The organism is Streptomyces sp. NPDC059477, assembly GCF_042749375.1.
Taxonomy (GTDB): Bacteria; Actinomycetota; Actinomycetes; order Streptomycetales; family Streptomycetaceae; genus Streptomyces.
This window is the reverse complement of the sequence record NZ_JBHYUG010000006.1, coordinates 1-15,262: the sequence shown is the minus strand read 5'-3', so window position 1 is coordinate 15,262 and position 15,262 is coordinate 1. Positions and strand designations below refer to the sequence as shown.

Below are 15,262 nucleotides of genomic sequence, written 5' to 3'. Positions count from 1 at the left end.
TTCCTGAACGCAGGTTCAGTCATCGTCACCCATCTGTCAGCGCTGACCGGCGGTGACCGGCAGTTCGACGCCCGTGATGCGGGCGGCTCCGGGCCCGGCGAGGAACAGCACCGCGGCGGCGATGTCCTCCGGGGAGACATGGGTGCGGAGCGCGGCCGTCTTCGCCAGCCGGTGGGAGACCTCTTCCACGGACTCTCCGGTGCGCTGGACCACCCCGGCGAACAGGCCGTCGAGGTTGGGCCCGGTCGTGTAGCCCGGCGTCACCACATTGACCCGGATGTTGTCCGGCCCCAGTTCCTTCGCCAGGGTCTGCGACGCGGACAGCAGTGCCTCCTTCGTCGCGGTGTAGGACCCCTGGCGCACGGGCCGGCTGTGGGTGCCGAACGTGCCGATCTGGATGATCGAGCCGCCCCCGTGCCGCATCATGATCCTCGCGGCCTGGCGGCTGAGTTCGAGGTTGCCGATGACATTGCACTCGAACGCCTTCCGCCACCCGTCCCAGTCCGCGTCGATGATCGGCGCGTGGGATCCGCCGCCGGTCGCGACATTGACCAGGATGTCGAGGCGGCCGAAGCGCTCTTCGGTCTCCGCGATGAGGTCCTTGCAGGACACGAGGTCCCCGAGGTCGGCCTCCAGGGGGATGATCAGCTGTCCGGTCCGATCGGCGAGTTCCGCGGCGAGCAGCTCCAGCCGCTCCACATTGCGTGCCGCTACGACGACATGGGCGCCCGCCTCGGCCAGAGCGAGCGCGGTCGCGCGACCGATGCCCGGCCCCGCTCCCATCACGACGCCGACCTTCTTGTCCAGATCTCCCATTTCCTTGACCCATTCTCTCCGTGATTGCCTACAGAGTCGTGCTCACCGCGATGCGGCCGGACAGCCGCCACATGGCAGCTGACTTCGGTGTACTTACGTTGCGATGGACCTAAGGTTCTCCGGTCGGGCTCGATCCGCCGCCGGGCTCCGGGTCGGGGGGCTGAGCGCGCTTGCTCGCCAGCCGGCCTCTGCCCATGCCCAGGACGAGCACCGTCAGCGCGAAGGAAAAGATCGCGATGCATGCGGCGCCGAACATTCCCCGCGCGTAGCCGTGTGTCAGGGCGGCGTGCCGTACCTGCTCGGTCAGCGCGCCGGCGCTCGTGGACTTGAGGTCGTTGTCGGTCACCATGACCGACACCGTGGCCAGGACTCCGAGACCGACGGCGCCGCCCATGCGCTGACAGGTGCTCTGCACGGCCGACGCCAGGCCGGCTTCGTCCTCGCTCACTCCGGACACGGCGGTGAGCACGAGCGGAACCATCGCGGTGCCCGACCCGTACCACATCACCAGTTGGGGCAGCAGAATGTCGATGAAACCCGATTGCGCGTCCATGGTGCTGAGCCAGCCCAGCCCGAGCGCGACCACGAACGACCCACCGGCGATCAGCACATGGGGCGGATATCGGTCGACCAGCCGTGATGACACTTGCGTCGCGATCATCACCACGCCGGCGATGGGCAGGAACGACATACCGGTTTGCAGGGCGCTGAAGCCCAGGACCTCTTGCAGGTACAGGCTGACGAAAAAGAACGCGGCGATGCTGCCCGTACCCAGGAAGAAGCCGACGAGGTAGGCCCCGGCCCGGTTCCGGTCCTTGAAGATACGCAGCGGCATCAGCGCGTGGGGTGTCCGTGCCTCCCAGATCACGAAGAAGACCAGCAGTACCGCCCCGCCGATGAGCGACCGTACGACGCTCGCCGCCCCCCAGCCCTGCGACGCGGCGTTCGTCAGACCGAGGACCACCAGGATCATCCCGGCGGTGACCGCCAGCGCGCCGATACCGTCGAGCCGCCCCCGGCGGTGCCTGCCTTCGTCCAGGGCACGCGGCGCGAGGTACATGATGAGCAGGCCGAACGGCACGTTGATGAAGAAGATCCAGCGCCAGCTCACCATGTCCACCAGCAGGCCGCCCACGATCTGCCCGGTCGCGCCGCCGACCGCCGACATGCCGGCGTAGGCGCCCATGGCCTTGTTGCGCGGTTTTCCTTCCGGGAAGTTGGTGATCACCAGGGACAGCGCGGTCGGGGATGCGATCGCGGCGCCGATTCCCTGGAGGCCGCGTGCGGCGATCAAGGAGATGTCGTTGACGGCCAGTCCGGCGAGCAGCGACGCGGCGGTGAACAGCCCGACGCCGATCATGAAGAGTCGCCGCCGGCCGTACAGGTCGCCGATCCGGCCGCCGAACAGCAGGAAGCCGCCGAAGGTGAGTGTGTAGGCGGTCGTGACCCACACCAGGCCGACGGTGGACATGTCCAGGCCGCGCTGGATGGAGGGCAGGGCAACGGTCACCACGGTGCCGTCCAGCACCATCATCAGCTGGGTGACGCAGATGACCAGGAGGGCGAGACGACGCCGGCCGGCTGTCCGCCCGGCGTCGGCCTCGGCCGGTGCGTCGACCGTGGGGCGGGAGTCTGTCATCCAGTCGCCTGCGCCAGGGCCGGGGCATCGCCCGCGCGCGCCGTGTCATCCGTTCGCACGAGCTTCTCGCCCGGTTCGAGCGGGTGGTGGCAGGCCACGAGGTGGCCTTCGGCATCCGTGAAGGGAACCAGCGGCGGTACCTCCGTGCGGCAGATCGCCGTCGCGCGCGGGCAGCGCGTGTGGAACCGGCATCCGGACGGCGGGTCGACCGCCGAGGGCAGGTCACCTTCGATCGGTGGACGCTGTGGCTCCTGGGTCGGGTCGGGCTCGGGCAAGGAGGCGATCAGGGCCGAGGTGTACGGGTGTCGCGGCGTGTCGTAGACGGCGTCGCGCGGCCCGATCTCGCAGATCACGCCGAGGTACATGACACAGATCCGGTCGGAGACATGCCGGATCACGGACAGGTCGTGGGAGATGAACAACAGGGTGAGCTGGTATCTCTCCTTCAGTTCCTCAAGGAGATTCAGGATCTGTGCCTGGACGGAGACATCGAGTGCCGAGACCGCCTCGTCGCAGACGATGAAGCTGGGCTCCAGGGCCAGGGCCCGCGCGATCGCGACGCGCTGACACTGGCCGCCGGACAGCTCGTGGGCGCGGCGGTCGCCGAACACCTCCGGGTTGAGGCCGACCGCGTTGAGCAGTTCATCGACCCGCTCCTGGCGTTCGGCCTTGTCCGGGTACCTCTTCCAGATCACGAAGGGCTCGGCGACGACCTCGGAGATCTTGCGACCGCCGTTCAGCGCGGAGGTCGGGTCCTGGAAGATGATCTGCATCCGGGTGCGCATCCTGCGCAGCTTCGCCTTCGACAGGTTGGCGATGTCGACGTCCTCGAAGGTGATCGTCCCGTGCTCGGGCTGTGGGAGACACACCAGGGCGCGGCCGACCGTCGACTTCCCGCACCCCGACTCACCGACCAGACCCAGGGTCTCGCCCTTCTCGATGGTGAACGAGATGTCGGAGACGGCCTGGAGGCGGCCGGCGGGAACCTGATAGGTGACCGACAGATCGCGGACGTCGACGAGTGCCTCGCCGGTCGGGTCCGCGCTGACGGCCTGGCCGGGTGCTGCTGAGCCGTGGGCGTTCACGTTCCACCTTCCGTAGCTGCCGGGGAGCCGGTCGCGGCGCTGACATCGACGGTGCCGCGTTCTTCGCGGGCCCCTGGGATCCCGTCCTTCGCGTGAATCGCCTCGCTCGTCGCGGCGCCGGCCGGCGCGTTGCAGGGGAAGTGGCAGGCCACCGCGTGGCCGGCGCCGTCGTCCTCCAGTTCCGGCCGTTCCTCGCGGCAGCGGTCCTGGGCGTACGCGCACCGGGGCGCGAAGGCGCAGCCCACGGGGAGCCGGCCCAGGTTGGGCGGGGCGCCGGAGATGGCGTTCAGCGGGGTGTGCGGGGTGTGGCTGTAGCGGGGGATCGAGCCGAGAAGGGCCTCGGTGTAGGGGTGGCGCGGAGAGGCGAACAGCGCGCGCGTCGCGGCCGACTCGACGATCCGCCCGGCGTACATGACCTTGACCGCGTCGGTCCGCGTGGCGATGACGCCGAGGTCGTGGCTGACGAGGATCAGGCCCATGGCCCGCTCGTCCCGGATGCGGCCGAGCAGGTCGAGGATCTGGGCGGCCACGGTCACGTCGAGGGCGGTGGTGATCTCGTCGGCGATGAGCAGGCTGGGGTTCGCGGCGAGCGCGAGCGCGATGGTCACCCGTTGGCGGAGCCCGCCGGACAGTTGGTACGGGTACGCCTTGCTGCGTCGCTCCGGGTCGGGAATGCGCACGTCGTGCAGGAGCCGGATCGCCTCTGTCCTCGCCGCGCTCCGGGACATGCCCAGGTGGTGGCGGAGCCCGTCGGCGAGTTGCTGTCCGATGCGCCGGGCGGGCGCCAGCGCGGTCATCGGGTTCTGCATGACCATGGCCAGTTCGGAGCCCCACAGCTTCGCGAGTTCCGCGCGGCTCTGGGTGGTCAGCTCCGTGCCCTGGAAGCGGACCGAGCCGGTGTAGGTGGTGTACCGGCGAGGCAGTACCCCGAGGATCGACCGGCCCAGCACGGTCTTGCCCGAGCCGGTCTCCCCCACCACGCCGATGGTCTCGCCGCGCTGGAGGGTGAAGGTGAGCGAGTCGTTCGCCCGGACCAGGCCCTGGGCAGTGGTGAACGTCGTGGACAGGTCAGTGACTTCCAGCAGCGGGGCATCGCTCGACGCGGGGGCCGGGCCGGAAGGAGGCGGAGAAGTAGTTGTCACCCGAGAACCGACTCTCTCGTGTCCGTGGCGGTTCTTGCGCCTTCGCCCAGCCTGTTGAAGGCCATCACGGTAATGAACAGGACGATGGACGGGACTATCACGCCCTGGGGGTGCTGCTCCAGGACGTCCTGGGAGTCCGCGATCATGCCGCCCCAGGTGGGAGCGGGTGGCGGCACGCCCAGACCCAGGAAGCTCAGTGACGCTCCGGCGATGATCAGCGCCGCGACGATGACTCCGCTGAACGGGAGGAGCACGCGGGCCACGCCGGGCAGCAGTTCGCGCACCATGATGCGCGGGCCGCGTGCGCCGAGTGCCTTCGCGGCCAGCACATGCTCCCGTGCGGCGAGCCGTGCCGCGGTTCCCCGCGACAGGCGCACCATGGAGGGGACGACGAAGAACGAGAAGGCCAGGAACAGGGTGCCGAAGGTCGGCTTCAGCACCGCGACGAGCGCGAGCAGCAGGACCAGCGGCGGGAAGCTCAGCAGGCTGTCGGTGACGACCCGGATGACCGCGTCGAGGAGTCCGCCGTAGTGCGCGGCGAGGATGCCGATGGACATGCCGACCACCACGCCGATGACGGCGCTGCCGATGCCGAGGACGAGGGAGGACTGGGCTCCGGTGATGATCCGTGAGAGGACGTCGCGCCCATTGCTGTCGGTGCCGAGGAGATACTCGCCGAAGAGGTCGGCGGAGATCCAGGACGAGGTGTCCAGGGGAAGGTGGGTCGGGCTCTGCACGGGCAGCAGCGGCGCGATCACGGCCAGCAGGACGATGAGCACGGTCCAGATGGCGGCGATCCACAGTCCGGTCTGGAACCGGGGGCCGAAGTACGACTTCGCCGCTCTGTCGGTCCCCCGGAACCAGGCGAACAGGCCCGCGAAGGCGATCAGCCAGCGCGTCCAGGCGGGCAGGTGTGCCGCCGGCAGCACGGCCAGGAACAGTGCCGCCACGCCGGCGGCTGCGAGGGCCAGGCCGAGCCATGTCCGGCGGGTCGGGGTACGCCGGGTGCGGCCGGGCGGTGCCGCGGTGCCGGTGGCGTTCTCGGCCCCGGTTCTAGGCATGTCGCATCCTCGGATCGATCAGGCGGTAGGACAGGTCGACGAACGCGTTGATCACCACGTAGGCGATGGAGATCAGGAGCACGCCCCCCTGGACCAGTGGGTAGTCGCTGTTGACGACCGCGTTGAGCAGCAGATTGCCCATGCCGGGCAGGGCGAAGATGGATTCCACGATCACGGTGCCGCCGAGCAGGGAGCCGAGCGTCACGCCCGAGATGGTCACCAGCGAGACACATGAGGGGCGCAGGACGTAGCGGAACAGGACCGTTCTGATCGGCAGGCCGCGCAGCCGCGCGAACATCACGAAGTCTTCCTGGAGGGTCTGGACGATCTCCGCCCGGAGCACCCGGGTGAAGTAGGCGATCATGGGCAGGGCCAGGGTGATGGCCGGCAGGGCCGCGTGCCAGATGCTGCGCGCCGGATCGGTGCTGAACGCCACCCATCCGGTACGGGGGAAGAGGTGCACCTGGAGGGTCAGCAGCAGGGCCAGGAGCAGCGCCAGGACGAAGGACGGTACGGCGAGGGAGCCGATGCTGGTGGCGTTCAGCGTCCGGTCGACCTTTCCGCCGGGGCGGTATCCCGCGTAGACGGCGGTGGGGACGGCGACGAGAAACGCGATGAGCAGTGCCATGGCGGCGAGTTGGAGGGTGACCGGGAGGGCGGTCTCGATGCGTGAGGTGACGGTGCCGTACGGCGCGACGAGGGAGTTTCCGAAGTCACCCTGGGACGCGTTGCCCATCCAGTGCAGATACTGGGTCAGCAGGGGCTTGTCCAGGCCCAGTTCGCGATTGATCTGGGCCACGGCCTCGGGGGTGGCGGACGCCCCGAGGATGGCGGCGGCCGGACTGCCCGAGGAGAGTTGCACGAGCATGAAGGTGCCGAAGGACACGAGGAGTACGACGACGATCAGGTGGGGTAGTTGAGCCAGGACCGGCCCGGCCACGGGGATGCGGGTGACTGCCCGGATCCGGTCGCCCGGACCTCGCCCGGGAGGCGTATGACCGCGTTTCGGTGACGTCACGACATCCATGCCTTGTCGAACTGGATCATCTGGCCGCCGACCTGCTGCAAGCCCTGCACATTGGGCTTGTGGAAGAAGTTCCAGGTGGTCGTGCCGCAGGAGATCGAGGGCACGGTTTCTATGTAGAGCGCGAGGAATTTCTTCATCACCACCCGGCGCTCCTCCAGCGTGGCCGCGGCGGCCATCTCGTCGGAGATCTTCACCATCTCCGGGTTGCTGTAGCCGAGTGAGTTGGTCGGCGTGACGTAGTTGTTGTGGATGCTGCCGGCGGGTGTGGAGTCGGCGATGGCACCGCCGCCGCCGGCGATGTCGTAGTCGTGCTCGACGTAGACCTTGGTGTAGAAGTTCGCGACCGGAAGGTTCGTCACCTTCAGTGTGATGCCGATCGGGTTCAGCATCGACGAGAGGATCACGGGCTGGTTGGTCTGGGTGCTGGGTCCGACCCAGTCCAGCTCGCCGTTCCAGCCGGTGTCCGCCTTGACCTGGTCGACGAGCTGCTTGGCCTGCTGCGGGTCGTAGGGGATCTTCTGCTGGTCCTCCGAGTGGAAGAGCGATCCCTTCATGAAGAGCAGGTCGCTGGCGACTTCCTCGCCGGCGTTGTTGCGCTCGTTCCACACCTTCGGGTTGAACGCCAGCTGGACGGCCTTGCGCAGCCGGACGTCGCCCAGCGGCGAGGTCTTCCGGTTGTTCAGCTGGAGGGCGACCCCGGAGGTCTGCCTGGTCGCGATCGTCGGGATCTTCTTCTGCTTGATCTCGATGTCCGAGTGGGAGTCGAGGGTGATCCCGGCCTGCAACTGGCCGGCCTCGAAAGCTTGCAGCTGGGCCTTCTCGGTGCCCGCCATCTGGAACGTCAGGGTGCTCAGCAGCGGCTTGTCGAGGGCGTAGGTCGGGTTCGGCTTCAGCGTGAGGCTGCTGCCCGGCTTGAAGTCACTCACCACGAACGGTCCCGCACCGACCGCCGGTGCGGTCTTGTTGCCGCCGTCCACCGTTTTGATGTACTTCGGCGACGCGATCATGCCCGGCCCGATCGAGAGCACATAGGGGAACTGGGCATCCGGCTTCTTCATGGTGATGACCACGGTCAGGTCGTCCGTCGCCTTGACCGACTCGATCTTCGACAGTGAGTTCGCGATCGAGAAGAAGGATTTCCGGTTCCGGTCGAGGTTCATCACCACGGCCGCGGCGTCGTACGGACTCCCGTCCGAGAACACCATGCCGGGGCGCAGCTGCAACGTCCACTGTGTGTGATCCGCATTGTGTTCCAGGCTTTTCGCCATGTACGGCACGCCTTCGAGCTTCTTGCTGTCCCAGCGGATCAATGTGCCGTAGATGGCGAGTGTCTCGTTGCCGCCGATCGTCACACTGCCCGTGTTCATCATCGGGTCGAGCGAGTTGACTCCCGAGTATTCACCCACGACGAGGGTTCCGCCCGACTTCGCGTCGCCCGTGCCGAGCGGCTCCGGTGTCTTCGAATTCGAGCTGGAGCACGCCGTGAGGGCCGTGGCCGTAGCCACCGCCGCCACCAGGGCGAACCTCCAAGACGCCTTTCTGACCACGCTGTTTCTCCGTCCTGAACATGTGTGTTCACAGAGGAAATCCACCAATGCGTTCGGCATGCCGCGTGGACGGACTCCAGACGGCTACCGCAGGGGCGGGGAGTGGGAGGTGGCGCCTAGCATGGAACTAGATTACAGTGCCGTCAAGGCTCGGGGCAGAAATCAGACGAAGCGTGATATCGCCGCTCAGGATGGTCGCGGCCCCGCCGGTGACGTAACCGGTCACCCACCGGCACCCGGTACTCGATAGCGGTCACGCCGTCGCCAGAGTGGTAGTTCTCCTGGCTGGGGCGCGTCGACCGGAGACAAGCACTCCGCCCTAGATCGGCGGGTGCTGTCCGCTCGCCCCCGGCGCTTCGCACGCCGACCCGCGACGCACGACGCTCGACCACGGGAATGAACGCGACTTCTTGACGGTATTGAAATCTCGTTTCAAGATGAGCGAGGCAGGACGCCTGGGCCGGAGTGATCCGGCGGGAGGTGTCGACGGTCGGACGTGTCGTGGACGCCGCGATCGGCCGTTCACCCCGAGGGGGTTTCGCCACTGTACGACGTAACTTGTCCGCGGATGAAGACCTGTTCGTCTCCGCGAGGTCGGTCGCGCGGTTTCTTCCCGCCGGCCCTGTGCTTGGAGCACAACTCAGCTGCATTACCGCATATCTCGTTCGGGACGAGGTGCGGCGAAAAGTCTCTGTTCGTCAATGCGCGGTGTACTCACGATCGAGAGTTGGGACTCCATGGGAATCGCCCTGACCGAAGACCAACTGGCATGGGCTGACGCCGTTCGCGGATTTGTGAAGCGTGAGGTGTCGGTCGCGACGACGCGGGCCGAGTTCGAAGATCTCGCCGCGGGGATCTGGCCGATCATCTGGCCGTCCCTCGTACGGCAGGGCTTTGTCGGGATGCATATCGACCCGTCGGCGGGCGGCGACGGCGGAACCCTGGTCGATGTCGCCGTCCTGCTGGAGGAGACCGGGCGGGCCCTGGTACCCGGACCGCTGCTGCCGACCGTGCTGACCAGTGTCGTGCTGGGCCGCCACGGGTCCGAGTCGGTCATCGAGTCCGTGCTCCCCCGGTTCGTCACCGGCGCGACCGGCGCCTGTGTGACGACCGCTCAGGGCCTGACGGCCGTGCCGGACGGCGACGGATGGCGGGTCAGTGGCACCAGTGCCCCGCTGCTCGGAGCGGTGAGCGGCCAGTTCCTCATCCTCGGCGCGCAGGCCGCGGACCGTACCGTGTGGTTCGTCGTCGAACGGCCGGAGGACGCCTCGATCAAGGTCGAGCAGGGCACCGGTGTCGACCTGACCCGGGACATCGGCCGGGTGACCGTGGCCGGCCTCGCGGTACGGCCGGAGAATCTGCTGACCGCGACAGGTGACGACATCCGGACCGTCGCGGCCGTCCTCTTCGCGGCCGAGACGGCCGGGATCGCCCGTTACCTTCAGGAGTCCGGGCTCGCGTACGCCAAGATCCGGGAACAGTTCGGCCGGACGATCGGCTCGTTCCAGAGCATCAAGCACAAATGCGCGCGGCTGTACATGCAGACCGAACTGATGACGGCGGCGGCCTGGGACGCCGCCCGCGCGTTGCAGGACCAGCCCGCCGACCAGGCGCATCTCGCCGCCGCGGCAGCCGCCGTGTACTGCTTCAACACCATCGCCGATATCGGCCTGGAGACAACCACCCTCTTCGGCGGCATCGGATACACCTGGGAGCACGACACACACCTGTACTGGCGTCGCGGGTTGTCGCTGGCGAGCCTGCTCGGGCCGGCCCGGGTATGGGACGAGCGGCTCGGGCGCCTGGCCGGGCAGAACACCCGGCGACGTCCGCTGGACCTGGGCGCCGAACCCGAGGGATTCCGGGCCGAGATCGCGGGCACGATCGCCGGGATCGCGACCGCGCCCGAGGATCTGCGCCGGGCCATGTACGCCGGGGCCGGACTGGTCTCGCCCCACTACCCGAAACCGTACGGACGCGCGGCGGGCCCCGTCCAACAGGTGATCATCGCCGAGGAGTTCGCCCGCGCGGGCATCACACCGCCGTCCACCATCATCGGCGAGTGGGCGCTGCCGACCATCCTGGCGCATGGAACCGAGGAGCAGCGCGAAGCCTTCATCGGGCCGACGCTGCGCGGTGACATCGTCTGGTGCCAGTTGTTCAGCGAGCCGGGCGCCGGTTCGGATCTGGCGTCGTTGCGCACCCGGGCCGAGAAGGTCGACGGTGGCTGGCTGCTGAACGGCCAGAAGGTGTGGACGTCCGGCGCCCATGAGGCCGACTGGGGCATCTGCCTCGCCCGGACGGACCCCGACGTGCCGAAGCACCAGGGCATCAGCTACTTCCTCGTCGACCTTCGCGCGCCCGGCCTGGAGGTTCGTCCGCTGCGTGAGGCGAGCGGGGCCTACCTGTTCAACGAGGTCTTCTTCGACGACGTCTTCGTGCCCGACGCACGGCTGGTCGGCGAACCCGGTGATGGATGGCGGCTGGCCCGTACCACGCTCGGCAACGAGCGGGTGAGCATGGGCTCGGGCATGGCCGGTATGAGACGTGATCCCCTCCAGGTGGCGCGCGCGCTCGGCTCCACGGGGTTCGGGGAGGTCGTCGGCGAGGCCGGTCGGCTACAGGCGCAGCGGGAGGCATCGGACGCGCTCGGCCAACGCGCCCTGCTGCGTCAGCTGACCGGCCTGCGGCCCGGTCCGGAGTCGAGTGTCCTGAAGCTCGCGTCGGCGTGGAACTCGGCGGCCATGAGCCGTGCCGCGCAGGGCTGGGCCGGACCCGAGGCGGCGGAGATGGGTGAGCCGTACGGTGGCGCGGCGCAAGGGCTGGTGTCGGTGGGGCCGTCCCTGATCGGCGGCGGCACCGCGGAGATTCAGCTCAATGTGATCGCCGAGCGGGTTCTCGGGCTGCCACGGGACTGATGGGACAGACGCAAGGACCGAACCGAACCGGCGAACACATGCGGTTCGCCGGAGCTGAAGGAGCAGGCATGGAATACACATTGGTACAGATCGATGAACCGGCACCGCACGTACGCCGGATCACCCTGAACCGGCCGGAGAAGCGCAACGCGCTGAGCGGCAGACTGCGGACCGAGATCAGCACGGCGGTTCATGAGAGCGAGAGCCTCGACGACGTGCGCGTCACCATCATCCGGGCGAACGGGCCGAGCTTCTGCGCGGGGTACGACCTGAGCCCGGGCCCGGGCGACAACGTTCCGCTTGAGTACGGTCATCAGGGCCTCGCGGGCTACCAGCGCAGCGTCGTGGATCTGTGGACGGGCATGTGGGACCTGTGCAAGCCGGTGATCGCCCAGGTGCACGGCCACTGTCTGGCCGGCGGCACCGAACTCGTCACCGGCTGCGACCTGGTGTACGTCGCCGAGGACGCGAAGATCGGCTATCCGGCCGTCCGGTTCGGCACCCCGGACATGCAGTACCACGCCTGGCTGCTGGGGATGCGCCGCGGTATGGAACTCATGCTCACCGGTGACTCCATGAGCGGCGTCGAAGCCGCGGACTGGGGATTCGCCAACCGGGCGTTCCCGGCCGACGAGCTTGAGGAGGAGACCCTGCGGATCGCGAGCCGGATCGCGCGGATTCCGTCCGACATCCTCCAGATCAACAAGCGCACGATCCACCGGGCGATGGACTACATGGGCATGCGCCAGTCCCTGTACGCGGGCACGGAGATGTGCGCCCTCGCGACCCACACCGAGACCTTCAAGGCGTTCCTCGGCAGCATCGGCGACAGGGGCCTGACCAGCGCGCTGACCGAGCGGGACAAGGCGTTCGGCGACGGGCGCATCGCGACGGGCGCGACCGCGGAGGCATAGCGCAGCGCGGTCGGCGTGGGCCGGGTGCGCGGCGTGCCGCCGTCCATCGCGGGCCCATCTCGCCCGGCAGTACCACGTGACGCCACCTCACCCGCGCGTTGTCCCGGGCCAGGCGGTGACAACCCGCGCGAAGGAAGGCACTACGACCATGACGCCGACCACGGGCCAGGCGCCTGGCGGGGCGGACCGGATCAGAGGCCGGCTGCTGCTCGCCCTGGTCATCATCTGCGCGACGCAACTGATGATGGTCCTGGACGGGACGATCGTGACCGTCGCGCTGCCGGCGATCCAGCGCGGCCTGGACCTGTCGACCACGGACCTGGTGTGGGTCACCACGGCCTACGGGCTGACCTACGGCGGTCTGCTGCTGATCGGCGGGCGGGCCGGTGATCTGTTCGGCCGGCGGCGCGTGTTCACGTTCGGCCTCGGCGTTTTCACCGCGGCCTCGCTGCTCGGCGGCTTGGCGCCCGATGGGACATGGCTGATCGTCGCGCGGGCCGCGCAGGGCATCGGGAGCGCCGCCGCGTCACCCACCGCACTGGCACTGATCATGTCGAACTTCGCCGCGGGGCGGTCGCGCAACAAGGCGATGGGCGCGTACGCGGCGATGTCGTCGGTCGGCGGCGCGTTGGGCCAGATCGCCGGGGGACTCTTCGCCGACCTGGCCGGCTGGCGGTGGATCATGTTCGTCAATGTGCCGATCGGCGTGGCCGTTCTGCTGCTGGTGCCTCGGGCACTGAGCGAGGGCGAGCGGGCGAAGGGGCGCCTGGACACTCAGGGCGCGGCACTGGCCACCGCGGCCATGTTCCTGATGGTCTACGGATTGACCAGCGCGTCGACGCACGGCTGGGGCGACTGGATCGTCGCCGGGCCGTTGCTCGCCGCGTGCGTGATGTTCGCCGTGTTCCTGCTCTGGGAGGCGAGGACGCCCCACGCGATGCTGCCCCTGCGGCTGTTCACCGACCGGGCCCGGGCGGGAGTGTATGGGCTCGCGTTCCTGGTCGCCGGGTCCACCTTCGGTTCATTCTTTTTCATCACCCTCTTCTTTCAGAATGTCCTGGGGTATACGCCTTTGCAGACGGGGCTGTCCTTCCTGCCGATCGCGGGCGTCGTGGTGGTCGCGACGCAGTTGTCGTCACGGTTGGTCAGCCGGGTCCAGGCGCGGTTCCTTCTCTCGGGGGGCGTCCTGATGGGGGCCGTCGGTCTGGTCTGGCTCAGCGGGATCACCGCGGACTCCAGCTATCTCGCGGTGCTGGCCCCCCTGCTGGTGCTGTGGTTCGGCATGGGGCTGTGCATGGTCCCGATGGCGTTGATGGCTCTGGCGAAGGTCGCGCCGGCCGAGAGCGGGATCGCGGCTGCGGTGCTCAACACCGGTCAGCAGATGGGCGGGGCGGTCGGGCTCGCCGGGCTGGCCACCCTGGCGGTCACGGTGACCAGGGACGACCTGGCGTCGCGGCCCGCCGGCGGGCTGAGCGAGCGGGCCGTCGCGGTCGCGACGACGCACGGATACAGCCAGGCGCTGCTCCTGAGCGCGGGCATCGCGGTGCTGGGCTTCCTGGTGGCGGTGCTCGTCGTCGGAATCGGCAACAGGACGAGGTTCGGCGCCGGGGAGGACGGGCCGGGAATGTCATCAAAGACTCCGGACGCGAACCTTGACGCCCTATCAGGCCCCGACTAAATTGAATTTAGGTTCTAGTTCTCAGAAAGGCAGTGGAAGTGTCCGATAACTCTCCGTACACGATCATCACAGCCGATACGCATGGGGGAGGCAGCCACGCCCAGTACCGCGAGTTTCTGGATTCGAAGTACCACGAGCAGTTCGACGCCTGGCGGGCCCGCTACAAGAACCCCTACCGGGACCTTGCCTCCGGTGACGACCGCCGGCTGCGCAACTGGGACGACGAGATGCGCAACAGCCAGCAGGACGAGGACGGGATCGCGGCCGAGGTCATCTTCCCCAACACGGTCCCGCCGTTCTTCCCCGGCTTCGTGCTGTTCGCCCCGCCGCCCACCCCGGAGACCTACGAACTGCGGCACGCGGGCATCCAGGCGCACAACCGCTGGCTCGTCGACTTCTGCTCCCGGTATCCGGAACGGCGCAAGGGTCTTGGTCAGATCTTCCTGAACGACATCGACGACGCGATCGCCGACATCAAGTGGATCAAGGAGAACGGCCTGGCGGGCGTGCTGATCCCGCCGGTTCCGCCGGACGCGCACGACATCATCCGCCCGCTGAGCGATCCGGAGTACGACCGGATCTGGTCGCTGTGCGAAGACCTCGACCTGTCGGTCAACGTGCACGGCGGCACCGGGTCACCCTCCTACCCCCGGCTCGCGTCGTCGCAGATCCTGCACCTTCAGGAGATCACGTTCTACAGCCGGCGCCCGTTGACATGGATGCTGATGTCAGGTGTCTTCGAGCGGCACCCCAAGCTGAAGCTCGTGATCACCGAGATCGGCTGCGCATGGCTCAAGGAGTACGGCGCGGAGCTGGACAGCATCATCAAGGGGGTCCAGTCCGGGCAGACGGGCGAGCTGCGCTTCGCGGAGGGCATGGCCCCGCCGAAGCTCGCCAGCGAGTACATCCACGACAACCTCTACGTCGGTGTCAGCATGGCCAGCACGCGTGATGTCGCGGCCCGCGACGTCGTGGCCCCCGGCCACTGGATGTGGGGCAGCGACTACCCGCACGACGAGGGCACCTACCCGTTCTCCAAGGAGCACCTGCGGGTCAGCATGGCCGGCATCAGCGTCGCGGAGAAGCGGGCGCTGCTCGGCGAGAACGCCGCCAAGCTCTACGGATTCGACCTGAAGGCCCTGGCGCCGGTCGCCGCGAAGATCGGACCGTCGGTCGCGGAGCTGGAAGCACCGCTGACCTCGCTGCCCGAGAAGGCGAACGGGGCGCTGCGAGGCGTGTTCGCCGGCCGGGCCTCCGCCTGAGCCGCAGCGGCCGTCGGTCGGCTGCCGCGGGCCGGCCTGTCTGAAGGACATGAGCGGGGGGGGGGGCGGGGGGGGGCGCGGCCCCGCGGGCGGGCCCCCCCCCCCGCCCCCGCCCGCCCGCGCCGCCGCGGCGCGGCGCGGCCGCGCCCCGCCCCGCCCGCGAGCCAGACCGC

General features: G+C 68.6%; 11 protein-coding genes. 4 read left to right on the top strand and 7 right to left on the bottom strand.

Annotation, left to right across the window (positions count from 1 at the left end; translation table 11 throughout):
* Positions 1-36: 36 nt before the first annotated feature.
* The 7 genes from ACFXAZ_RS04625 to ACFXAZ_RS04595 all read right to left on the bottom strand — a co-directional run bounded on the left by ACFXAZ_RS04625 (position 37) and on the right by ACFXAZ_RS04595 (position 8,317).
* Positions 37-816 carry an SDR family NAD(P)-dependent oxidoreductase gene (locus ACFXAZ_RS04625; RefSeq protein WP_384585006.1) on the bottom strand — a complete coding sequence of 260 codons (780 nt, stop codon included), beginning with the start codon at positions 814-816 and terminating at the stop codon, positions 37-39.
* A 109-nt stretch (positions 817-925) separates the two neighbouring features.
* The gene (locus tag ACFXAZ_RS04620) at positions 926-2,455 is read right to left on the bottom strand and encodes an MFS transporter (RefSeq protein WP_384585003.1); all 1,530 of its coding nucleotides are present in this window, start codon (positions 2,453-2,455) and stop codon (positions 926-928) included.
* Positions 2,452-3,540, bottom strand: a complete 1,089-nt coding sequence (locus ACFXAZ_RS04615) for an ABC transporter ATP-binding protein (RefSeq protein ID WP_384585000.1) — start codon at positions 3,538-3,540, stop codon at positions 2,452-2,454. Before ACFXAZ_RS04615 ends, ACFXAZ_RS04620 begins: the two co-directional genes overlap by 4 nt.
* A complete protein-coding gene (locus ACFXAZ_RS04610) occupies positions 3,537-4,682 on the bottom strand; it encodes an ABC transporter ATP-binding protein (protein WP_384584997.1) in 1,146 nt (381 codons plus the stop codon). Before ACFXAZ_RS04610 ends, ACFXAZ_RS04615 begins: the two co-directional genes overlap by 4 nt.
* Positions 4,679-5,743 (bottom strand): ABC transporter permease, encoded by a 1,065-nt coding sequence (locus ACFXAZ_RS04605; protein ID WP_384584993.1) that lies wholly within the window; start codon positions 5,741-5,743, stop codon positions 4,679-4,681. The genes ACFXAZ_RS04610 and ACFXAZ_RS04605 overlap by 4 nt, the downstream gene beginning before the upstream one ends.
* Complete coding sequence (locus ACFXAZ_RS04600; protein WP_384584990.1) at positions 5,736-6,683, bottom strand: ABC transporter permease; 948 nt, start codon at positions 6,681-6,683, stop codon at positions 5,736-5,738. The genes ACFXAZ_RS04605 and ACFXAZ_RS04600 overlap by 8 nt, the downstream gene beginning before the upstream one ends.
* Before the next feature lie 74 nt (positions 6,684-6,757).
* On the bottom strand, positions 6,758-8,317 hold the full coding sequence (locus ACFXAZ_RS04595) for an ABC transporter substrate-binding protein (RefSeq protein ID WP_384584987.1): 1,560 nt from the start codon (positions 8,315-8,317) through the stop codon (positions 6,758-6,760).
* 701 nt (positions 8,318-9,018) lie between these two features.
* Between ACFXAZ_RS04595 and ACFXAZ_RS04590 the strand changes: the two genes are divergently transcribed.
* From ACFXAZ_RS04590 to ACFXAZ_RS04575, 4 genes are all read left to right on the top strand, one after another.
* Positions 9,019-11,235 carry an acyl-CoA dehydrogenase gene (locus ACFXAZ_RS04590; protein ID WP_384584984.1) on the top strand — a complete coding sequence of 739 codons (2,217 nt, stop codon included), beginning with the start codon at positions 9,019-9,021 and terminating at the stop codon, positions 11,233-11,235.
* Between the two features lie 68 nt (positions 11,236-11,303).
* The gene (locus ACFXAZ_RS04585; protein WP_384584981.1) at positions 11,304-12,149 is read left to right on the top strand and encodes an enoyl-CoA hydratase-related protein; all 846 of its coding nucleotides are present in this window, start codon (positions 11,304-11,306) and stop codon (positions 12,147-12,149) included.
* A 148-nt stretch (positions 12,150-12,297) separates the two neighbouring features.
* Entirely contained in the window at positions 12,298-13,827 is a 1,530-nt protein-coding gene (locus tag ACFXAZ_RS04580) for an MFS transporter (RefSeq protein ID WP_384584978.1), read from the top strand.
* Between the two features lie 38 nt (positions 13,828-13,865).
* Complete coding sequence (locus ACFXAZ_RS04575; RefSeq protein WP_384584975.1) at positions 13,866-15,089, top strand: amidohydrolase family protein; 1,224 nt, start codon at positions 13,866-13,868, stop codon at positions 15,087-15,089.
* Positions 15,090-15,262 lie beyond the last annotated feature (173 nt).

Bases quoted from the DNA above. Each gene is read 5' to 3' on its own strand.
- ACFXAZ_RS04605 (WP_384584993.1), bottom strand. From the start codon at position 5,743: ATGCCTAGAACCGGGGCCGAGAACGCCACCGGCACCGCGGCACCGCCC.
- ACFXAZ_RS04585 (WP_384584981.1), top strand. From the start codon at position 11,304: ATGGAATACACATTGGTACAGATCGATGAACCGGCACCGCACGTACGC.
- ACFXAZ_RS04625 (WP_384585006.1), bottom strand. From the start codon at position 816: ATGGGAGATCTGGACAAGAAGGTCGGCGTCGTGATGGGAGCGGGGCCG.
- ACFXAZ_RS04590 (WP_384584984.1), top strand. From the start codon at position 9,019: ATGCGCGGTGTACTCACGATCGAGAGTTGGGACTCCATGGGAATCGCC.
- ACFXAZ_RS04580 (WP_384584978.1), top strand. From the start codon at position 12,298: ATGACGCCGACCACGGGCCAGGCGCCTGGCGGGGCGGACCGGATCAGA.
- ACFXAZ_RS04620 (WP_384585003.1), bottom strand. From the start codon at position 2,455: ATGACAGACTCCCGCCCCACGGTCGACGCACCGGCCGAGGCCGACGCC.